The organism is Enterobacter sp. 200527-13, from assembly GCF_027924865.1.
GTDB lineage: Bacteria > Pseudomonadota > Gammaproteobacteria > Enterobacterales > Enterobacteriaceae > Enterobacter > Enterobacter ludwigii.
In genome coordinates this window covers 1302451-1322136 of record NZ_BSCM01000001.1, presented here as the reverse complement: position 1 = coordinate 1322136, position 19686 = coordinate 1302451, and the positions used below count along the sequence as shown (strand labels likewise).

The following is a 19686-nucleotide window of genomic DNA, read 5'->3' as shown; positions in this document are numbered from 1 at the left end:
TATGCCGTTATTTCTCTTTGGTGTAGAATCTGAACGGGATAACTTAATTATCTGCGCCCATTTAAAAGGAAACGCTATGACTACATTAAGCAAACGCCTTTGTCTGACAGCCCTGCTGGCGCTGTCATCGTTCGCCTTTGCCGCCTCTGCCACCGCTGAAACCAGCAAACTCATTATTGAGTCTGGCGACAGCGCGCAAAGCCGTCAGAACGCCGCCATGGACAAAGAACAATGGAATGACACCCGTAGCCTTCGCCAGAAGGTGAACAAACGTGTTGAAAAAGAGTGGGACAAAGAAGATGTCGCTTTCGACGCGCGCGATAAGTGTCAGCAAAGTGCCAACGTTAACGCCTACTGGGAGCCAAATACCCTGCGCTGCCTGGATCGTCGTACTGGCCGCACGGTAGCGCCATAATGTCAGTGCAGTGTGACGTTAAGCTCCGCCCGCTGGAGCGTGAAGACCTGCGCTTCGTCCACCAGCTCGACAATAACGCCAGCGTGATGCGCTACTGGTTTGAAGAGCCTTACGAGGCGTTTGTTGAGCTGTCGGATCTCTACGATAAGCACATTCACGATCAGAGCGAACGCCGTTTTGTCGTGGAGTGTGAAGGTGAAAAAGCCGGTCTGGTGGAACTGGTTGAGATCAACCACGTTCATCGTCGGGCAGAATTCCAGATTATCATTTCACCTGAGCATCAGGGGAAAGGTCTTGCCACGCGGGCGGCGAAGCTGGCGATGGATTACGGATTCAACGTCCTCAATCTCTACAAGCTTTATCTCATCGTGGATAAAGAGAACGAGAAAGCGATCCATATCTACCGCAAGCTGGGCTTTATGGTGGAAGGCGAACTGGTTCACGAGTTCTTTATCAACGGTGAATACCGCAACACCATTCGCATGTGCATCTTCCAGCATCAGCACCTGGCCGGACACAAACCGTCAGGCGCCAGCCTGCTGAAACCCACCGCGCAGTAACCTGCGCGGCTTTTTCTCAGTAGTATTCAATACTGTTCTTAATGGTGTACTTGCGCTCAACGGCGGGCTTCACGCTGTTGTCCGTGATCGTCAGATCGCAACTCACCGGATTATTATGTCGATCGTAATCACAGCTTTGATTGACGTTGCCCAGCGGCTTGTCATTCAGCATGCTCACGGCGGAGTAATCCATTCTTTTGCGAAGATCTTTAGACGGCGTCGACTGGACGGATAAATGCTGGTCCCCGGAGACGGTGGTTTTCCCCAGCGGATAGCCATCCGCATCATAGCGGTACTTCACTTCCATCTCTTTGCCGTGCGCCGCCACCACAAACCCGTTATCGTCGGTATCCCACGTTACGCCCGCCGACGGCAATTCGGCCAGCTGGCATTTCCCCTGCAGTTTCACTTTTCGCTGCTGGGTTTCCGCATCAAGGTAGTAATTAGCATCCAGTACCAGCGCCACGCCGGTATTGGCCTCGAGGTCGTGCAGTTCGAGGGTATCGAAACACCCTTCCGTCGACATCGTACCGGTTACCCGTTTGGAGACTTCACCTTTGTCGTTGAACAGTGTCTGGGTAAAGTCTTTTACCGGGCCGCGCAGAGGGTCAAAATCAAATTCATTGGAGAAGCTCGCCATCTCGGGCGTAAACGACAGCGGCGCGGAAGGGTTGTCGCACCCCACCAGTGTTGCTGCCAGTAGCGTTATCGCTGCGTAGTTCTTCACATCATTTACCGAATCAGGGAGAGTATTCCCGATCATATTAGCAAATACCGTTGTTCACACGATAGCAAAATGTCAGGCGAAAAGAGACGTACAATCAATGCATTAATCTCTCTTACCCACTGCAAAACCTCGCCAGAACGAGAAGGCGCTGTGCCCGCTGTTGAACAGGAAACACACCTGCTTTGAGCACATGACGGATATTCTGTGACATATTAACAACATGAAAACGCCGGCAGATTGCGCCATCTAACTTTTTTCTTTGATATATTAAATGTTTACCATCCCCTTTCTTCCTCTATAAGGATGCGCTACCCTCACAAATGCGTTCGCGTCCAAAACCGCCTGGAATCTCTATGCTTTCTTTATTCATGAAAAAACGTAGGCAAAACGCTGATTTTTGATTGCTCATCAAAGGTTAAAAAATGAAAAAAACAATCCCTGAATATACGCCTGTTGACTTATCACGTTGGGCCAGAAAAGAACATTTCGAGGTATTTCAGTCCTTTGCTCAATCTACATTTAATCAAACTGTTCAAATAGACATCACCGCATTGCTCAAGGATATAAAAGAACTGGGCTGGAAATTTTATCCGACGATGATTTCCCTCCTTTCTAAAATCGTCAACAACCATTCGGAATTCCGTATGGCCATGAAGAACAATGAACTTGTCATATGGAATGAAATTCATCCAAGCTATACCATTTTCCATAATGAAACGGAGACCTTTTCTTCTTTATGGAGTCACTTCGATGGCAATATTGATCATTTCCAGAACGTTTATTCGGAAGATGTTGCTCGCTATGGTAATAGCCTTTCTTATTGGCCGAAGGAAGAGTCACGGGAAAATGTATTTTTCGTGTCGGCGATCCCCTGGTCAAGTTTTACCAGTTTTAATATCAACGTAGCCAATATGCAGAACTTTTTTGCCCCCATGTTCACGATGGGGAAATACGTCAACCAGGGTGGAAAAGTATTGTTGCCCCTCGCCGTGCAGGTCCATCATTCCGTGTGCGATGGTTTCCATGTGGCAAGATTGTTCAATGAGCTACAGGCGATGTGTGATGACTTACGGCATCACTCCGGCGAACGACAGGTGCAGAGCAAAACGCAACGCGCTTAGCGTCGCGATGCCGGGCGGGTATAACCGCCCGCAGGACGTGTTGATGGAAATTGAAATTGGGGAAAATGAGCGCAGGAAACCTGTATAAGATTGTTCAGAAAGTTATCCCCAATAACAAAAGCTTACACGAACCCTGCTAAGCTTAACCGACACACAGAGAAAAGGAGCTACAGATGAAACGGTTACCCTGGATTACCGCCCTGCTGTTAATGAGCGCTTCTACAGCGGCTCTGGCTGCCCCGGATTCCTGCGAGCGCGTAAAAAGCGATATTCAGCAGAAAATCATCAATAACGGCGTGCCCGAGTCCGGCTTTACGTTGAATATTGTGCCAAACGATCAGGCTGACCAGCCGGATGCACAGGTAGTCGGTCATTGTGCGAACGATACCTTTAAAATTCTCTATACCCGCACCGGTAGCGGTGCCGCATCAGGGATGCAGGATAATGGTCAGGGCGAACCTCAGTGATTTTAATCACTTTCTCGCGGCCAATTCCCTTTGACTTGATGAGGATTAATATTTAATACCTCCAAATAAGTAACATTCACCCCATCATTAGCCCGGTTGTAATCACGGGCGAAAATAATACGCAATTAAAATGATGGGGTGAGTTATGTCCGATGTCGAAAATCACGGCGGGATCAGCCGTCGAACGTTGGTTAAATCCACTGCAATAGGCTCTCTGGCACTTGCCGCCGGGGGGATTTCACTGCCTTTTGGCCTCAAACGCGCCGCTGCCGCGGTACAAAACGCCGTAAAGCCCGCTGAAGACAAAGTGGTCTGGGGTGCCTGCTCGGTCAACTGCGGGAGCCGTTGTGCGCTGCGTCTTCACGTCCGTGATGAAGAGGTTTACTGGGTCGAAACGGATAACACCGGTGAGGATATTTATGGCAATCATCAGGTTCGCGCCTGCCTGCGCGGGCGTTCTATTCGCCGTCGGATCAACCACCCCGATCGTCTGAACTACCCCATGAAGCGCGTAGGGAAACGCGGTGAAGGAAAATTTGAGCGTATCTCATGGGATGAAGCCCTGGACACCCTTACCCGCAGCCTGAAAGATGTCGTCGAAAAATACGGCAACGAAGCGGTCTACATTAACTACTCCTCCGGCATTGTGGGCGGCAATATCACCCGCTCCTCCCCTTATGCTTCGCTGGTCGCGCGTCTGATGAACTGCTACGGCGGCTTTTTAAGCCACTATGGCACCTACAGCACCGCGCAAATAGCCTGTGCAATGCCCTACACCTACGGCAGCAACGATGGCAACAGCACCTCGGATATTGAAAACACGAAGCTGGTGGTGATGTTCGGCAATAACCCGGCAGAGACGCGAATGAGCGGCGGCGGGATAACCTATTATCTCGAGCAGGCCCGCGAGCGCTCTCACGCGCGCATGATCGTCATCGATCCGCGGTATACCGACACCGCCGCCGGGCGCGAAGACGAGTGGATCCCGATTCGCCCGGGGACGGACGCCGCGCTGGTCGCAGGTATCGCCTGGGTACTGATCGACGAAAACCTTGTCGATCAGCCGTTCCTCGACACGTACTGCGTCGGCTATGACGAAAAAACGCTGCCGGAAGGTGCGCCTGCTAACGGGCATTACAAAGCGTATATTCTCGGTCAGGGGGACGATGGCATCGCCAAAACGCCGGAATGGGCCTCGCGCATCACAGGCATACCGGCCGATCGCATCATCAAGCTTGCACGGGAAATTGGCAGTACCAAACCGGCTTACATCTGTCAGGGCTGGGGCCCCCAGCGCCAGGCCAACGGCGAGCTGACCTCCCGCGCCATTGCCATGTTGCCGATTTTGACCGGAAACGTCGGTATTAACGGCGGTAACAGCGGCGCGCGTGAATCGACCTACACGATCACCATTGAGCGTATGCCACTGCCGGATAACCCGGTGAAAACGCAAATCTCATGCTTTAGCTGGACCGACGCCATCGCGCGCGGACCCGAAATGACCGCCCTGCGCGACGGCGTGCGGGGAAAAGAGAAGCTGGATGTGCCGATCAAATTCATCTGGAACTACGCCGGCAACACCATCATCAACCAGCATTCCGACATCAACAAAACCCACGATATTCTGCAGGACGAGAGTAAATGCGAAACCATCGTGGTGATCGACAACTTTATGACCTCGTCGGCGAAATATGCTGACATCCTGCTACCCGATTTAATGACCGTTGAGCAGGAAGACATTATTCCTAACGATTATGCAGGCAACATGGGCTATCTGATTTTCCTTCAGCCCGTGACCGCACCGAAGTTTGAGCGCAAACCGATCTACTGGATCATGAGTGAAGTGGCGAAACGCCTCGGCCCGGATATTCATCAGCGATTTACCGAAGGACGTACCCAGGCGCAGTGGCTGCAGTATCTGTATGCCAAAATGCTCGAAAAAGATCCGCAGTTGCCGTCCTATAACGAACTGAAAGAGAGGGGTATTTATAAGCGTAAAGATCCGGCCGGGCACTTCGTGGCCTATAAAAAATTCCGCGATGATCCGCAGGCTCATCCGCTCAACACCCCCTCGGGCAAGATTGAAATTTACTCCAGCAAGCTGGCAGAGATTGCGGCTACCTGGGAGCTCGCCGACGACGAAACCATCAGCCCGCTGCCGGTCTACGCCTCGACCTTCGACGGCTGGGACGCCCCGGAACGTCATAAATTCCCGCTGCAGCTCTTCGGCTTCCACTTCAAAGCCCGCACCCACTCCAGCTACGGCAATGTCGACGTGCTGAAAGCCGCCTGCCGTCAGGAGGTCTGGCTTAACCCCGTGGACGCGGCGCAACGCGGCATCAAAAATGGCGATACGGTGCGCGTGTTTAACGATCGCGGCGAGGTGCGCATCGAAGCGAAAGTCACACCACGCATCATGCCCGGCGTGAGCGCGATGGGCCAGGGAGCCTGGCATGACGCCAATATGAACGGCGATCGTGTCGACCACGGTTCATGCATCAACACCCTGACCACGCACCGCCCGTCACCGCTGGCCAAAGGTAACCCGCAGCACACCAATCTGGTGCAGATCGAGAAGGCGTAAGGAGTAAGTGATGACCACTCAGTATGGATTTTTTATTGATTCCAGCCGCTGCACCGGGTGCAAAACCTGCGAGCTCGCCTGCAAGGATTACAAAGATTTAACCCCGGACGTCAGCTTCCGTCGTATTTACGAATACGCGGGCGGTGACTGGCAGGAAGACAACGGTGTCTGGCACCAGAACGTGTTTGCCTACTACCTGTCGATTGCCTGCAACCACTGCGAAGACCCGGCCTGCACCAAGGTCTGCCCGAGCGGGGCGATGCACAAGCGTGACGACGGGTTCGTGGTAGTGGATGAAGATGTCTGCATCGGCTGTCGCTACTGCCACATGGCCTGTCCGTACGGTGCCCCGCAGTACAATGCCGCCAAAGGGCATATGACCAAGTGCGACGGCTGCCACACCCGCGTGGCAGACGGCAAAAAGCCGATCTGCGTGGAGTCCTGCCCGCTGCGTGCGCTGGACTTCGGTCCTATCGACGAACTGCGTAAAAAACATGGTCAGCTGGCGGCCGTCGCGCCGCTGCCGTCCGCGCACTTCACGAAGCCAAGCATCGTGATTAAACCTAACGCCAACAGCCGCCCGACAGGGGATACCACCGGCTACCTGGCAAACCCGAAAGAGGTGTGAGATGGGAAGTGGATGGCATGAATGGCCGCTGGTGATCTTCACCGTCTTCGGACAGTGCGTCGCCGGGGCATTGATCGTTATGGGGCTCGTCTGGCTTACTGAAAAAGACGACGCGGTGAAAACACGCCTTGTCCGCAGTATGTTCTTTCTGTGGCTGGTGATGGGCATCGGATTTTTGGCGTCCGTGCTGCACCTTGGCTCCCCGCTCCGGGCCTTTAACTCGCTCAACCGCGTGGGTGCTTCGGCGCTCAGTAACGAAATTGCCGCGGGATCCGTTTTCTTTGCCGTGGGCGGTTTCTGGTGGCTGGTATCCGTTATCGGTAAAATGCCCCCGGCACTGGGTAAAATCTGGCTGGTCGTTAGCCAGATCCTGGGCGTTGTCTTTGTCTGGGCGATGACCCGGGTTTATCAAATTGATACCGTACCGACCTGGTACACGGGTTACACCACGCTGGGCTTTTTCCTGACGCTGGTATTGGGGGGGCCGCTGTTTGCAGCCCTGTTGCTGCGCGTGGCAAACACGACATATAAAAGCACATTCGCGGCCTCTGTCAGCGTGCTGGCACTCCTGGCCTGCGTGGCGGTCATCGTGCTGCAGAGTAATGACCTGGCGACAATCCACAGTTCCGTTCAACAGGCGAGTGCCCTGCTGCCTGACTATGGCGCACTGCAAATCTGGCGTATCGTACTGCTTGCCGCCGGACTCGGCTGCTGGTTGTGCCCGCTGATGCGTCGGCAGGAGCCTAAAGCCCTCGCTCTTTTTGCCGGCGTGATACTGGTCGTCGTGGGTGAACTGATTGGCCGTGGTCTTTTCTATGGTCTGCACATGACCGCAGGTATGGCGATTGCGGGTTAACACAGTCGCGCGGGCTACTCCGCGCGAGCAAGGAAGGTAGTCATGAAAGAAGTCTCACAGCGTGATTCGTTCGCGTTCAGCGCCCGGGTACTGGGCGCGCTGTTTTATTTTGCTCCGGATAGCGAGCAGACTGCGCCACTGGTGCAGGCACTCACCGCAGGCGACTGGATTCAGGACTGGCCGCTGGCGCCGGAAACGCTGCAGCCTGTTGCAGATGCGTTCAAAACGCCATCCGATGAAGCGTTGAAAGATGCCTGGCAACGTCTGTTTATTGGCCCTTACGCCCTGCCGTCACCGCCATGGGGTTCCGTCTGGCTGGATCGGGAATCCGTGCTCTTCGGCGACTCCACCCTCGTGCTGCGCCAGTGGATGCGTGAAAACAACATTGCCTTCGAGATGAAGCAAAACGAACCGGAAGATCACATCGGTACCCTGCTGTTACTGGCCGCGTGGCTGGCAGAAAATGGCCGCGACGCTGAACGCGACCAGCTTCTGGCGTTGCACCTGCTGCCGTGGAGTACCCGCTTCCTGTCCGTGTTTGTTGAAAACGCCGGGCATCCGTTCTACACCGCACTGGGCAAACTCGCACAGCTGACGCTCGCGGACTGGCAGGACACGTTAATTATTCCGGTCGCGGAAAAAACGCTCTACCGCTAACGCCAGCACCTGGCTTGCTCACCGTTTCCGGGCAAGCCAGGCTCTCCAGCCACCAAATTCGGTGATATCCCGTGCCCCCTCCAGGCCATACGCCTCGCAGATAAACCCGGTCAACCACCGTCCGTCCTGCAGCTCGATTTTTCCCAGCCCCAGAGGTGCGGGGATCCCGGCGAGAAACGACCCCACTTCGCTGTGCGGTAGCTCCCAGACTTCGACCGCAATCCCGGCCCCCTGGTCTGCCACCCGAACCATTCCGGGACGTTTACCGTCCGCCAGCGCATACAGACGGTAATAAGGTGCGCTGGTGGTCGCGTCTACCAGGCGTGCTCCGCGCTCACGTACCTGAACATTGAGCGCCAGACCGTCCATATGCGCACCGCAGACCACTATCCGCAGGCGGTCATGGGTTGCGGTGCAGGTCGGCGCGTCGTCCAGCATGGCGCGGTTGCCCGGTAACGTTAATTTTGTGTGACGTTGTAACGCATCGGCCAAACTGAGCAGATACTGATCGGTAAACGCGCGGCCAAACAGCGTGACGCCGGATGGCAGCCCATTGTTCATTTCACCGACCGGGACCGCTACGGCAGCATAGTCGAGCAGGTTCATAAAGTTGGTATAGATGCCCAGCGCCGAGTTGCTTTTAACCGGTTCATCGGCCAGCTCAGCCAGACTCACCGGGCGGGGATACGTCGGAATTAATACGCAATCCAGGTCGGCCATCATGGCATCGCACTCGGCTTTATACCGCTGGAGTTTGTACTGCGCGTCAAACGCCGCCACCGCAGTGGCTGCAGGCGCGTTTTGCAGGACATCACGGATAACCGGTAACACCGCGTCGGGCTGGCGTTCAATCAGCGCACCCGCGAGGTGATAACGCTCGGCGACCCACGGGCCGTCATAGAGCAGTTTCGCGGCCGCCAGAAACGGTGCAAAGTCGAGAGTCACGGGCACGCCACCCAGCGCGATAAGCCCCGTCTTTGCGCGGTGATACAGCGCCTCGCTTTCTGCACAACCGAGAAACTCCAGCGTCTCCGGCACGCCAAAGCGAAAGCCCGCAGCAGGAACACCAAAAGCCTGCGGGCCGTTCCACGTCGGGTTGGACCGGCTGTATTCGTCATGCGGATCCTGTCGCGCCGTGAGTGCCAGCAGCTGGCTGGCCTCTGCAGCCGTCGCGGTGAAAAACGTGACGCAGTCCAGCGTGCGGCAGGCAGGCACAACCCCTGCCGTGGAGATGAGTCCTTTGGTTGCTTTGAGGCCGACCAGATTATTCAGCGAGGCCGGTACGCGCCCGCTGCCGGCCGTGTCCGTTCCCAGCGCGAAGCTCGCCAGACCCAGGGCGACCGCCAGCGACGACCCCGCGCTGGAGCCACCGGACGGGTAATCCGGATGAACGCTGTTACGACATGGGCCATACGGCGAGCGCGTACCGTTTAAGCCGGTTGCGAACTGATCGAGGTTAGTTTTCCCCAGAGGAATCGCCCCCAGCGCAATCAGCTGCGAAACTATCGTTGCATCCTGCTCTGCCCGATACGCAAATGCCGGACAGGCGGCGGTGGTGTCGATACCTGCCAGATCGATATTGTCTTTGATGGCAAAGGGCACGCCGAACAGCGGCAGCGCGTCCGGCGCTACGCCATCCAGCGCGGCAAGGTACGGTTCCAGCTCTTCAGGGGTGAGCAGATAAATAAAAGCGTTAAATGACGGGTTCAGCGCCAGCGCGCGCTCGCGTAATGCCGTTATCACCTCACGCGGGGCGATCTGGCCTTCACGGTATGCCTCTGCCAGCACAGAGAGACGTAAATCATAAAGAGGCTTCATGCTGTTTTCTCCAGAACGACCACACACTGGCCCGCCCGCACCGACGACCCCGGCTGGACACGGACCTGACTGACCACACCGTCCTGAGTGGCAACTAACGGGATTTCCATTTTCATCGACTCCAGCACCACCAGCACATCGCCTTCGCGCACGGTGTTGCCGACCTCAACGTTCACCTGCCACAGGTTGCCGGCAACCGGGCTTTCAACACCGGATTCTCCCGACCGTAACGGCACGTCGTCACCGTCATCCGTCGTTTCGTCGCTGCTGTCAAAATGCGCCTGTCCGCCCGCTATCCAGCGCTCACGCTCGGCGTTAAACGCCGCCTGCTGATGCGTACGGAATGCCTCAATCTCAGGTGCTTCGTCAGCCAGAAACTGCTGATACTCCGCCAGTTTCAGCGTGGTGTGTTCAATACGCAGCGGATAACGCCCCAGCGGGAAATCCCGGCGGATGGTTTGCAACTCCCCGGCTGAGACCGGATAAAAACGAATTTGATCGAAGAAACGCAGCAGCCAGGGCTTGCCGCCGAAATCCTCTACCGTGCGATAGCGATTCCACATCTGCAGGGTTCGCCCCACAAACTGATACCCGCCCGGCCCTTCCATACCGTAGATGCAGAGGTATGCCCCGCCAATGCCCACCGAGTTCTCCGCCGTCCAGGTGCGCGCCGGATTGTATTTGGTGGTCACCAGACGGTGTCGCGGGTCGAGCGGCGTGGCCACCGGCGCGCCGAGGTAGACATCCCCCAGCCCCATCACCAGATATCGGGCGTCGAACACCGTTTTATACACTTCATCAATGTTAGCCAGATCGTTTATGCGACGGATAAACTCCAGGTTACTCGGGCACCACGGTGCATCGCGGCGCACGGTGGTCATGTATTTGTCGATGGCTTTCTGACACGCCGGATCGTCCCAGGAGAGCGGCAGCCAGACGATGCGCGACGGCACGTCCAGCGAGTCCTGGTCACAAACGCCCTGCCACAGCCCGGCGATCACCTCCAGCAGGCTATCCAGGCGCAACGTTTCCGGCTGATAATGAATTTGCAAGGAGCGGATCCCCGGCGTGAGATCGATAACGCCTTTCAGCGCCCGGTCCTCCAGCGCCTGCATCAGCGCGTGGCCGCGAAAACGCAGCACCAGATCCAGCTCAGGCTCGCCAATCTCCAGCAGCAGATGGGTATCACCCGACACTCTCGCCACCAGACGTTTATCGTCCGTCCCCTGCGTCAGCACAATCGGTGAGTCCAGAACGGCAGGTTGCCACATGACAGGTTGCGGGGTCAGACTGGCGATTTGGCGCTCCTGCGCCTGCGCCAGCCGTCGCGCGGTGGCAATATCCACCGGCACAAAGCGAACGTAATCTCCCGCCTTCAGTTGCCCTACCGCGTGCAGATCGGCCTCGATGATGGTGACCGGACAGACAAACCCGCCCAGGCTTGGACCATCCGGGCCGAGGATCACCGGCATATCGCCGGTAAAATCCACCGCGCCGATGGCATACGGATTGTCATGAATGTTCGACGGATGCAGGCCCGCCTCGCCGCCGCTGTCGCGAACCCATTCCGGTTTCGGGCCAATCAGGCGTACCCCCGTCCGGCTGGAGTTGAAATGCACTTCCCATTCGGTGGCGAAAAACGTCGCAATGTAATCCGGCGTGAAATACTCCGGCGCACCGTGCGGGCCGTAAATCACCCGCAGTTCGCGCACCGCGTCCAGCCTCGTGTGCAGCGCCTGCGGCAGCGGCGCATCCGCAACCGGCTCGGTTAACGGAGCCAGGTGCAAAATGTCACCTGTGCGGAGCGCCCGTCCGGCGTGCCCCCCGAACTGCCCCAGCGTGAAGGTGCTTTTACTGCCCAGATATTCCGGCACGTTAAACCCGCCGCGCAGGCAAAGATAGCTTCGCACGCCCTCACCGCGGATCTCTCCCATACGCAGCGTCATGCCCGCACGGACGCGAAAAACGTGATTATTGGCCAGCGGTTCACCGTCCAGCGTGAGCGCAATTTCAGCGCCCGTCACCACCAGCTGCGCATCGCAGTTGAATTTCAGCGTCGGGCCGCTGAGGGTGATCTCAAGCGCGGCGGCATCGTCTTTATTGCCCAGCAGACGGTTACCCAGACGCAGCGCCAGGCTGTCCATTGGCCCGGATGGCGGAACGCCAACCGCCCAGTAGCCTGTGCGTCCCGGGTAATCCTGTACCGTGGTCTGCGTACCGGCGCTGAGCACCTCCAGCGTGGACGCCTGGTACATCAGATGCTCAAGACAGCGGGTCCAGGGCTCACCTGCGGCAAACGGCGCGAAGGTCAGGATCTGCTGCAGATAACTGCGGTTGGTTTCAACGCCATAAAGACGGGTCTCCCCCAGCGCGGAATGCAGCACGCCGATGGCGGCTTCGCGTGTCGGTTGCCAGGCGATCATTTTGGCTAACATGGGGTCAAAAAACGGCGGGACTTCGCATCCGGCCTCAACCCAGCTGTCGATGCGTAGCGTAACGCGGTCATCGGGCGGGAAAGCCACGTCGGTGAGCAGTCCCGGTGAAGGCTGGAACTGGCGGCCCGGGTTCTCGGCATAGATCCTGGCCTGAATGGCATGCCCCTTCGGTTTCAGGGTGTCACGCAGTGTCGCCAGTGGCGGCAACGTTCCGGCGGCAAGTTCGATCATCCAGCGCACCAGATCCACACCCCACACCTGTTCGGTCACGCCGTGCTCCACCTGCAAACGGGTATTCACCTCAAGGAAGTAAAAGCGGGTGGCGTCGCTGTCATAGACGAATTCAACGGTGCCCGCGCTGCGGTAGTTGACCGCTTTACCCAGCGTTATCGCCGCCTCGCACAGTGCCTGCGCCATGCCCGCCGGCAGGTTTGGCGCGGGCGTCTCCTCCAGCACTTTCTGGTTACGCCGCTGCACAGAGCAGTCGCGCACGCCGAGGGCAATCACCTCGCCCTTGCCGTCGCCAAACAGCTGTACTTCCAGATGACGCGCCCGCTCAATGTACTTTTCGATAAATACACCCGCGTCGTTGAAGTTATTTTTCCCCAGACGCACTACCGCATCGAACGCGTCACGCAGCTCTTCTGCGTCATAGCAGACGCGCATACCGATACCGCCGCCTCCCGCCGTGCTTTTCAGCATCACCGGATATCCCACTTCGGCGGCAGCGTTGACGGCCTGGTTAACATCGGCCAGCAGGTCGGTGCCCTCCAGCATCGGAACCCCGTGCGTTTTCGCCAGCGCGCGAGCGGTATGCTTTAGCCCAAACAGACGCAGCTGTTCCGGCGTGGGGCCCACAAAGGCAATCCCCGCGGCGTCACACGCTTCGGCGAACGCGGCGTTTTCCGAGAGAAAACCGTAGCCCGGATGAATGGCCTGTGCACCGCTGGCTTTCGCGGCGGCGATGATCTTCGAGCTATCCAGATAGGTATTCGCCGCCGGGCCATCGCCCAGACTCAGCGCTTCATCGGCCTCGCGAATATGCAGGCTGCTGATATCCGCCTCGGAATAGACTGCCACACCACGGATTTTCATGGTGCGCAGGGTGCGTAAAATGCGGCAGGCTATCGCCCCGCGGTTCGCAATCAGGAGTGTCGTCAACATAGGTCAGACTCAATCGTGGCGGGTCGTCCCGCCGAAAATCGGCTCACCCATGGTCGTCCATGGGGGAAAAAGCGGTTACGGCAGAATGCGTCCGGCACGGACTTCAAACAGGCGGTACAGCGCCTGGCGCAGTCGCTGCCAGCGGGTGGGCGTCAGTTCCATACCAGCACCTCAGCAGGCGTTGGGTTCCAGCCGTTGCAGGGGTTATTCAGCTGTGGACAGTTGGAGATCAAGACAATGACGTTACACTCGGCGCGCAGGTCGACGTATTTCCCCGGCGCGGAGATACCATCTTCAAACGTCAGCCCGCCCTCTGGCGTCACCGGCACGTTCATAAAGAAATTGATGTTGGCCGTGATGTCGCGTTTTTGCAGACGGCCATCGTGCAGACAGGCGCAGAGGAAGTTATCGCGACAGCTGTGCATATGGCGTTTATCGAGGGCGTATCGCACGGTGTTGCTCTCCTGGGCGCAGGCCCCGCCGAGGGTATCGTGACGCCCGCAGGTATCGTCGATAATGGTCAGCAGGGGGTTACCGAGGCTGGAGTACAGGACGCTGCCACGCGTGAGATAGGCGTTGTTCTGACGGCGCAATGTGCGCTGTGCATCGTAACGTTCACGCGGGTTATCGGCATTGTAGAACAGCGTGTCGACCGCCTGGTTACCTTCCAGGTCGAGCAGGCGCAACGTCTGCCCTTGTTTCACCTCGAACAGGTACGGTTCACCTGCCGGGATCACGTGGCGAAATACCGCGTCTTGCACATGCTTTTCAGAGATCATGGTCATTTTACTGCTCCTTACAGGGCGAAAAACCGGGTATTGGTCATGGCGCGTTCGTTTTCCGGGCGCGTCAGAAGCGCGTTAACGGCCCCCTCTTCATCCTCAGCCTGTCGCCAGCTCAGCGCGACCGGTCGTGGGGCATATTCCCGGGACGGATCCATCGGATGCTGCAGCGCGGTCATCACCACAAGCGTGTCCATGGGGGCGTACAGCTCCACGTAACTGCCCGGCTGCGAATAGCCGCCGTGGAAGGTGAACTGACCACGGTCATCGACGGTGACTTTGCTGAAGAAGTTGACCACCATCAGCAGATCTTCGAGATTGAGATCCCACTTACCCATCTCCACCAGCAGGTTGTCCGTTCCGTTTCGGTAAAACCCGTTGCGCAGTTCCTGATAGCGTCCCTGGCCATACTTTTCAGTCACCTCGGCAGCGTTCAGTACGCCGCCAAACGGGTCATGCCAGCCGCAGGTATCTGCGGTTATGCCTGCCAGCACGCGTCCCATGTCGGAGTAAAAGCAGTGCCCGGCGGTCAGACGCGCGGTGTGCTGGCCTTTCAGGGTGTCGGGCAGGTTAAGACGTTCACTTTTCTCGTGCGGATTCAGCATCAGCAGGCTGACGTTTGCTCCACCTTCAATGTCGGTCATACGCAGGATCTGCCCGCGCTTAAGCACAAACGAGAGGTGACCGCCGCCGGGCAGGATCTCTTCACGTAACATGGTCATGGTATTCACGGTGTTAACCCCTTAATGCATAAACGTTATCGGGAGCCGTTCCACTCAGCGCGGAGAGCCGCGTCTCGTTGAGCGGAATGTCGTAGGTAATACGGGCGCCAAAGGCGTTGGGCGCCTGCGGGTCGAGGCGTACTTTGTCGAACACCAGTAAGCGGGTGCCGAGGTTAAAGCCTTCCGAAAGATCGTGGGTAACCATAAAGACAGTCATGCGGGTCTCCCCCCACAGCTGAAGCAACAAGGCGTGCATATCTTTACGGATACCCGGGTCCAGGGCGCCAAACGGCTCATCCAGCAGCAACACGCGCGGCTGCATGATGAAGGCCTGCGCAATGGCTAAACGTTGCTGCATACCGCCGGAAAGCTGGGCCGGGTATTTGTGCATCGCATGCCCGAGACCGACTTTTTCCAGCATCCCGGTGGCCCGCTCACGCGCCGCGCGTTTCTTTGCCCCAAACAGTCGCCCGAACAGCGGCGCTTGCGGCAGTTCGAGCCCTAGTGTGACGTTATCCAGCACGCTGAGATGCGGGAAAACGGAGTAGCGCTGAAACACCACGCCCCGGCTGCTGTCCGGCTCGGCGCGCAGCGGTTTACCATCCAGCGTAATGGACCCTCGGCTGGGCGCTTCCTGACCGAGCAGCAGGCGCAAAAACGTGGATTTTCCGCAGCCAGAGGCCCCCACCATTGAGCAGAACTCGCCCTCTTTCACCTGCAGATTGAGGCGCTCCAGCACCACGTGGTCGCCGTACTCCTGCCAGATATTGTTGATGGTGATAAAGCTCATGCCTTCCCTCCTTCCGCCCAGGGAAACCAGGTTTTATGTAACTGGCGCAGGGCCAGATCCATCAGCCAGGCCAGCAGCGTGATCCACAGGACGTACGGAATGATCACATCCATCGCCATATAGCGGCGCACGAGGAAAATGCGATAGCCCAGCCCGGCGGTTGAGGAGATGGCCTCCGCCGAAATGAGAAACAACCATGCCGACCCCAGCAGCAGACGCAGCGAGGTCAGAAGCCGCGATAGCAGCTGCGGAAGTACCACGCGCAACACCAGCGTCCAGCTGTTGGCACCCAGCGTCTGGGCTTTGATCAGAATCTCCGGTGGGATTTCGCACGCGCGATGCTCCAGATCGCGCGCCAGCATCGGAGTGATGCCGATGACAATTAGCATTACTTTCGACAGTTCATCCAGCCCGAAAACGATAAATAGCACCGGCAGGATCGCCAGCGGCGGGATCATCGACAGTACCGTCATCAGCGGCGAGAGCGACGCGCGCCACAGTGGGAAAACACCGGCGGTGACGCCAACACAGAGGCCGATGATCGAGGCGATGACCAGCCCCGTCAGCAGACGGGCAAGGCTCACCAGCGTGTCCACCCAGAACAGATAGTCACCGCTGCGTTTATCCGGGGTAAACGCCATGCGTGATAGCGCGTCCAGCATCTGCTGCAGGTCAGGCAGCAGCTTGTCCTGAGGGTTAGCCTCCAGCCTGACCGCGGAACCGAAAAAGTATGCGGCCAGCAGCAGGACGAAAGGCAGCATCACGAGCATCAGCCGCATGCCGGGCGTGGGATGGCGATTAATTTGTCGCATGGATGTTCCGTCCGTTATTACAGCGTGCCGGCAGCGGCCATTTTCACGAAGCTGTCGTCAAAGCGCAGCTTCACGTTGCTGGCATCGCCCTGGGTGACATTGCCCGGGAAGCGCATGCCGATGAAATCCGCGCTTTGCGCCCCATCGCCCAGCAGCCCTTTATCGAACGAAAACGTGGCCACGCGCTGCATGGTTTTCGCCAGCTCCGGCGAGGTTAAAAAGGCAATATTGTCCTGCGGGGTATAGAACAGGTGGGTTGTTTTCAGCTGCGCCTGATAACCGGCCAGATCGGTACCGGAGGCGGCGGCCATTGCGTTGAGCACGGTGGCATCCTGCGCTTTCATCAGCCCCATCATCTCGTACCATGCGCCGGTCAATGCTTTACCAAGCGCCGGGTTGTCTTTCAGGGTTTCGCTGTTGACCACCATCATGTCGATAAGCTCACCCGGTACCTGAGAGGAACTGAACACTTCTGTTGTTTTTGGCGTGCCTTTGATGACCGACAGCTGCGGGTTCCAGGCTACCGCCGCCTGCACATTTGCCGTGCCAAAGGCGGAGACGATATCCGCGTCAGACGTGTTTACCACGGTGACGTCTTTTTCGGCCAGGCCGGCTTTTTCCAGGCCGCGCACCAGCAGATAGTGGGAAACAGAGAGCTCCGGCAGGTAGACTTTCATCCCTTTCAGGTCGTTGAGCGTTTTGCCCTCGCCCTTCATCACCACGCCGTCGTTGCCTTCTGAATAGCTGCCGAGGATCAGCGCCGTGGTATCAACGCCGCCCGCGGCCGGTATGGTCAGCGCATCCATATTGGTCATGGTGCAGCCGTCAAACTGGCCCGCAGTGTACTGGTTGATGGATTCGATATAGTCGTTGAGCTGAACAACGTTGATTTTGATGCCGTATTTATCGGCCCATTTATCGATGATTTTGCTACTGCTGAGGGTGCCCCAGGGCATCCAGCCGGCGTAGATGGTCCAGCAGACGTTGAACTCTTTCTTCACCGCAGCAAAGGTGGGGAGACTGACCAGCATCGCCAGGGAGAGTACCAGGGTGCGGAATAATGGCGTTTTCTTCATGCTTGACCTCTGAGTGGCACAAAATTAGGGGGCAGCGCGACACCTTCAGGTGCTGCTGTCTCCCGGGCTTTTGTCCCGCCGTGTAACCTCTCAGAGGTCGCCAGCTCTTGGACCAGCCATTCACCGCAGTGAACCGGAACCCTAGCCAGCTATTTTTCAAATTGTGGTGTGCTGCCCTTCAGTGTTAAGCGTTGCAAGGGATATGCCAGAATTTTTTATGTTAATTATTAAACTGTTAAGTCTGCCTGTGCAGGCTGTTTCACCGTTTTGGTGAGACAAGGCGAGTTGAGTGCACCGTGCTGGTGCTCTTTGGGATGACGCGTGGTGCTGACGGCGTTGCCCACAGAACGTGTCTGCGACAGCAGGAAAGGCTCAAAATGATGTGCTCGTTTTTGCCAGGTCTTTCATCATCGTCGTCGTCAGGCTGAGCTGCTCACTTCCCATTTTACGTGACAATTCCTTTCTCGCGGACTGCCATACGGGGATCACGGATGTCAGAAGCGCCCACCCCTGCGCGGTCAGGCTAAGTTGTTTTCCACGGCGTCCGCGCCCCCCCGTTGATTCAATAACCCCACGGGACTCCATAATCCGTATGTTTCGGCTCAGTGTGGTTGCATCCACCCCGGCCTTTGATGCAAGCCCTGCCACCGTTTCATTTACGCCACCGCCGATCCCCACCAGCAGGCTGAACTGTTCTGCCGTCAATTCATAAGGTCTGAAGCAGGCGTTGTAATAACGCGTAATAGCCCGTGCGGTTGCACGTGCCTGATACGCCGGACAGGTTTCGGGGATGGTTTTTAGTAACGCCAGATCAACAGTGTTCATACTTTACGCTCGACAGATACGGTGAGATAAAATAGTGTATATACACTATTAACGCTATTCAAGGTATCATGATGCCCGCATTTATCCATATCAATTTACGTGTTATCGACCCTGCACGGCAGGCCAATCTTGTCCCTCGCTTCAGACTGGCACTTGAAGAGGCCGGCGGCAAAATTCTGCATTTTGGTCCTGTTGTTGAAGTCCTTGAAGGCGATGAAGAACCGCTACCCTTTGCTGGCATTTTTGAGTTCCCTTCACTGCAGCAGGCGCTGGCGTTTTACCATTCGGAAAAATATGCCCCGATCAAAGCTGAACGCCAGCTGGCACAGCAGGCAAAAATGTTCGTTGTCACCACTGACTAAGCGTTTCGTTTCCTTGCCTGCGGTATCGTTTCCAGATTTCTCCACCCGTTCGCCAGAACCGGTGTAGAGTTTTTAAACACTGCATCTCTAAAAGGACACCGGCATCATGTTAAGCATCCTGGGCAAGACAACCTCGATCAACGTACGTAAAGTGCTCTGGACCTGCGAAGAAGCGGGTATCGAGTATCACCAGGAAGACTACGGCAGCGGTTTTGCCTCCACGCAAACCGCTGCGTTCCGCGCCCTGAATCCCAACGCCATGGTTCCCGTGCTGCTCGATGACGAGTTCGTCCTCTGGGAATCTAACGCAATCTGCCGTTATCTGGCCCGTAAAGCCGGCCGTGAGGATCTCCTGCCAACGGAACCGCAGGCCTGCGCCAACGTCGAACGCTGGATGGACTGGCAGGCAAGCGAATTTAACAATACCTGGCGGTATGTCTTTCCGGCACTGGGACGCAATAACCCGGACTATAACGACCCGGAGCGTATTGCCGCCGGAATTAAAGCGTGGAACCACTGCATCGCTATTCTGGAGGAGCAGTTGCAACGCACTGTAGCCTATACGGCGGGCGAGGTGTTTACCCTTGCAGACGTGGTACTTGGTCTTTCGGTGAACCGCTGGAAAATGACGCCATTTGATAAGCCTGATGTGCCGTCAATTAACGCCTGGTTCGAACGGCTTAATCAGCGACCGGCATTTTTACGTCACGGGAATAACGGTATGGTGTAAGTTTTTCAGCCCACACACATTCAGCAAGGATATTTTATTTAATTACAAAACCCTGAATGCCGTTATCAGGAATAATAATTAAGCAATATCCTGGACAGCCCCTTGCACCGCTTTGCTAGCCTGAATAGTCAGGCAAAGCTCAACCCGGAGGTATT

19 protein-coding genes and 1 riboswitch are annotated in these 19686 nt (G+C 56.9%); of the genes, 10 read left to right on the top strand and 9 right to left on the bottom strand.

The features are described from left to right. Positions 1 to 76 precede the first annotated feature (76 nt). Positions 77 to 415, top strand: a complete 339-nt coding sequence (locus tag QMG44_RS06295) for a DUF1283 family protein (protein ID WP_020884264.1) — start codon at positions 77 to 79, stop codon at positions 413 to 415. Then, on the top strand, positions 415 to 975 hold the full coding sequence (gene speG / locus QMG44_RS06290; RefSeq protein WP_020884265.1) for a spermidine N1-acetyltransferase: 561 nt from the start codon (positions 415 to 417) through the stop codon (positions 973 to 975). Before QMG44_RS06295 ends, speG begins: the two co-directional genes overlap by 1 nt. Before the next feature lie 16 nt (positions 976 to 991). Here the strand turns inward: speG and QMG44_RS06285 are convergent, their stop codons facing one another. After that, the gene (locus QMG44_RS06285; RefSeq protein ID WP_032670404.1) at positions 992 to 1738 is read right to left on the bottom strand and encodes a YnfC family lipoprotein; all 747 of its coding nucleotides are present in this window, start codon (positions 1736 to 1738) and stop codon (positions 992 to 994) included. A 386-nt stretch (positions 1739 to 2124) separates the two neighbouring features. Between QMG44_RS06285 and catA the strand changes: the two genes are divergently transcribed. From catA to dmsD, 6 genes are all read left to right on the top strand, one after another. Further along, positions 2125 to 2823 carry a type A chloramphenicol O-acetyltransferase gene (gene catA, locus QMG44_RS06280; protein WP_044857833.1) on the top strand — a complete coding sequence of 233 codons (699 nt, stop codon included), beginning with the start codon at positions 2125 to 2127 and terminating at the stop codon, positions 2821 to 2823. A gap of 173 nt (positions 2824 to 2996) precedes the next feature. Beyond that, positions 2997 to 3290: a DUF1161 domain-containing protein gene (locus tag QMG44_RS06275; RefSeq protein WP_014169881.1), complete on the top strand. Its 294-nt coding sequence runs from the start codon at positions 2997 to 2999 to the stop codon at positions 3288 to 3290. Between the two features lie 145 nt (positions 3291 to 3435). Further along, a complete protein-coding gene (ynfE, locus tag QMG44_RS06270; protein ID WP_232937343.1) occupies positions 3436 to 5874 on the top strand; it encodes a selenate/tellurate reductase subunit YnfE in 2439 nt (812 codons plus the stop codon). 10 nt (positions 5875 to 5884) lie between these two features. Continuing rightward, positions 5885 to 6502, top strand: coding sequence for a DMSO/selenate family reductase complex B subunit (locus QMG44_RS06265; protein WP_014169373.1), 618 nt, complete (start codon positions 5885 to 5887; stop codon positions 6500 to 6502). Position 6503: 1 nt separating this feature from the next. Further along, the gene (locus QMG44_RS06260; RefSeq protein ID WP_063214499.1) at positions 6504 to 7358 is read left to right on the top strand and encodes a dimethyl sulfoxide reductase anchor subunit family protein; all 855 of its coding nucleotides are present in this window, start codon (positions 6504 to 6506) and stop codon (positions 7356 to 7358) included. Between the two features lie 42 nt (positions 7359 to 7400). Beyond that, positions 7401 to 8015, top strand: a complete 615-nt coding sequence (gene dmsD, locus QMG44_RS06255; RefSeq protein WP_086532600.1) for a Tat proofreading chaperone DmsD — start codon at positions 7401 to 7403, stop codon at positions 8013 to 8015. A gap of 18 nt (positions 8016 to 8033) precedes the next feature. On the opposite strand, the gene atzF is transcribed toward dmsD, so the two are convergent. From atzF to QMG44_RS06215, 8 genes are all read right to left on the bottom strand, one after another. Beyond that, positions 8034 to 9833: an allophanate hydrolase gene (gene atzF, locus QMG44_RS06250; RefSeq protein WP_086532601.1), complete on the bottom strand. Its 1800-nt coding sequence runs from the start codon at positions 9831 to 9833 to the stop codon at positions 8034 to 8036. Further along, a complete protein-coding gene (gene uca / locus QMG44_RS06245) occupies positions 9830 to 13432 on the bottom strand; it encodes an urea carboxylase (RefSeq protein WP_086532602.1) in 3603 nt (1200 codons plus the stop codon). The genes atzF and uca overlap by 4 nt, the downstream gene beginning before the upstream one ends. Positions 13433 to 13584: 152 nt before the next feature. Next, positions 13585 to 14217 carry an urea amidolyase associated protein UAAP2 gene (locus QMG44_RS06240; protein ID WP_025204312.1) on the bottom strand — a complete coding sequence of 211 codons (633 nt, stop codon included), beginning with the start codon at positions 14215 to 14217 and terminating at the stop codon, positions 13585 to 13587. 11 nt (positions 14218 to 14228) lie between these two features. After that, positions 14229 to 14936, bottom strand: coding sequence for an urea amidolyase associated protein UAAP1 (locus tag QMG44_RS06235; RefSeq protein ID WP_044858486.1), 708 nt, complete (start codon positions 14934 to 14936; stop codon positions 14229 to 14231). A gap of 13 nt (positions 14937 to 14949) precedes the next feature. After that, complete coding sequence (locus QMG44_RS06230) at positions 14950 to 15726, bottom strand: ABC transporter ATP-binding protein (protein WP_086532603.1); 777 nt, start codon at positions 15724 to 15726, stop codon at positions 14950 to 14952. Continuing rightward, complete coding sequence (locus QMG44_RS06225; RefSeq protein ID WP_086532604.1) at positions 15723 to 16538, bottom strand: ABC transporter permease; 816 nt, start codon at positions 16536 to 16538, stop codon at positions 15723 to 15725. Before QMG44_RS06225 ends, QMG44_RS06230 begins: the two co-directional genes overlap by 4 nt. 17 nt (positions 16539 to 16555) lie before the next feature. Continuing rightward, positions 16556 to 17614 (bottom strand): putative urea ABC transporter substrate-binding protein, encoded by a 1059-nt coding sequence (locus QMG44_RS06220; protein ID WP_032681129.1) that lies wholly within the window; start codon positions 17612 to 17614, stop codon positions 16556 to 16558. A gap of 57 nt (positions 17615 to 17671) precedes the next feature. Then, a riboswitch (guanidine-I (ykkC/yxkD leader) is annotated at positions 17672 to 17770 on the bottom strand. 216 nt (positions 17771 to 17986) lie between these two features. Further along, the gene (locus tag QMG44_RS06215; protein WP_086532605.1) at positions 17987 to 18439 is read right to left on the bottom strand and encodes a MarR family winged helix-turn-helix transcriptional regulator; all 453 of its coding nucleotides are present in this window, start codon (positions 18437 to 18439) and stop codon (positions 17987 to 17989) included. Between the two features lie 71 nt (positions 18440 to 18510). On the opposite strand from QMG44_RS06215, the gene QMG44_RS06210 reads away from it, so the two are divergent. Then, on the top strand, positions 18511 to 18801 hold the full coding sequence (locus QMG44_RS06210) for a DUF1330 domain-containing protein (RefSeq protein ID WP_086532606.1): 291 nt from the start codon (positions 18511 to 18513) through the stop codon (positions 18799 to 18801). Positions 18802 to 18907: 106 nt separating this feature from the next. After that, positions 18908 to 19531 (top strand): glutathione S-transferase family protein, encoded by a 624-nt coding sequence (locus QMG44_RS06205; RefSeq protein ID WP_086532607.1) that lies wholly within the window; start codon positions 18908 to 18910, stop codon positions 19529 to 19531. The last annotated feature ends 155 nt before the right edge of the window (positions 19532 to 19686 follow it).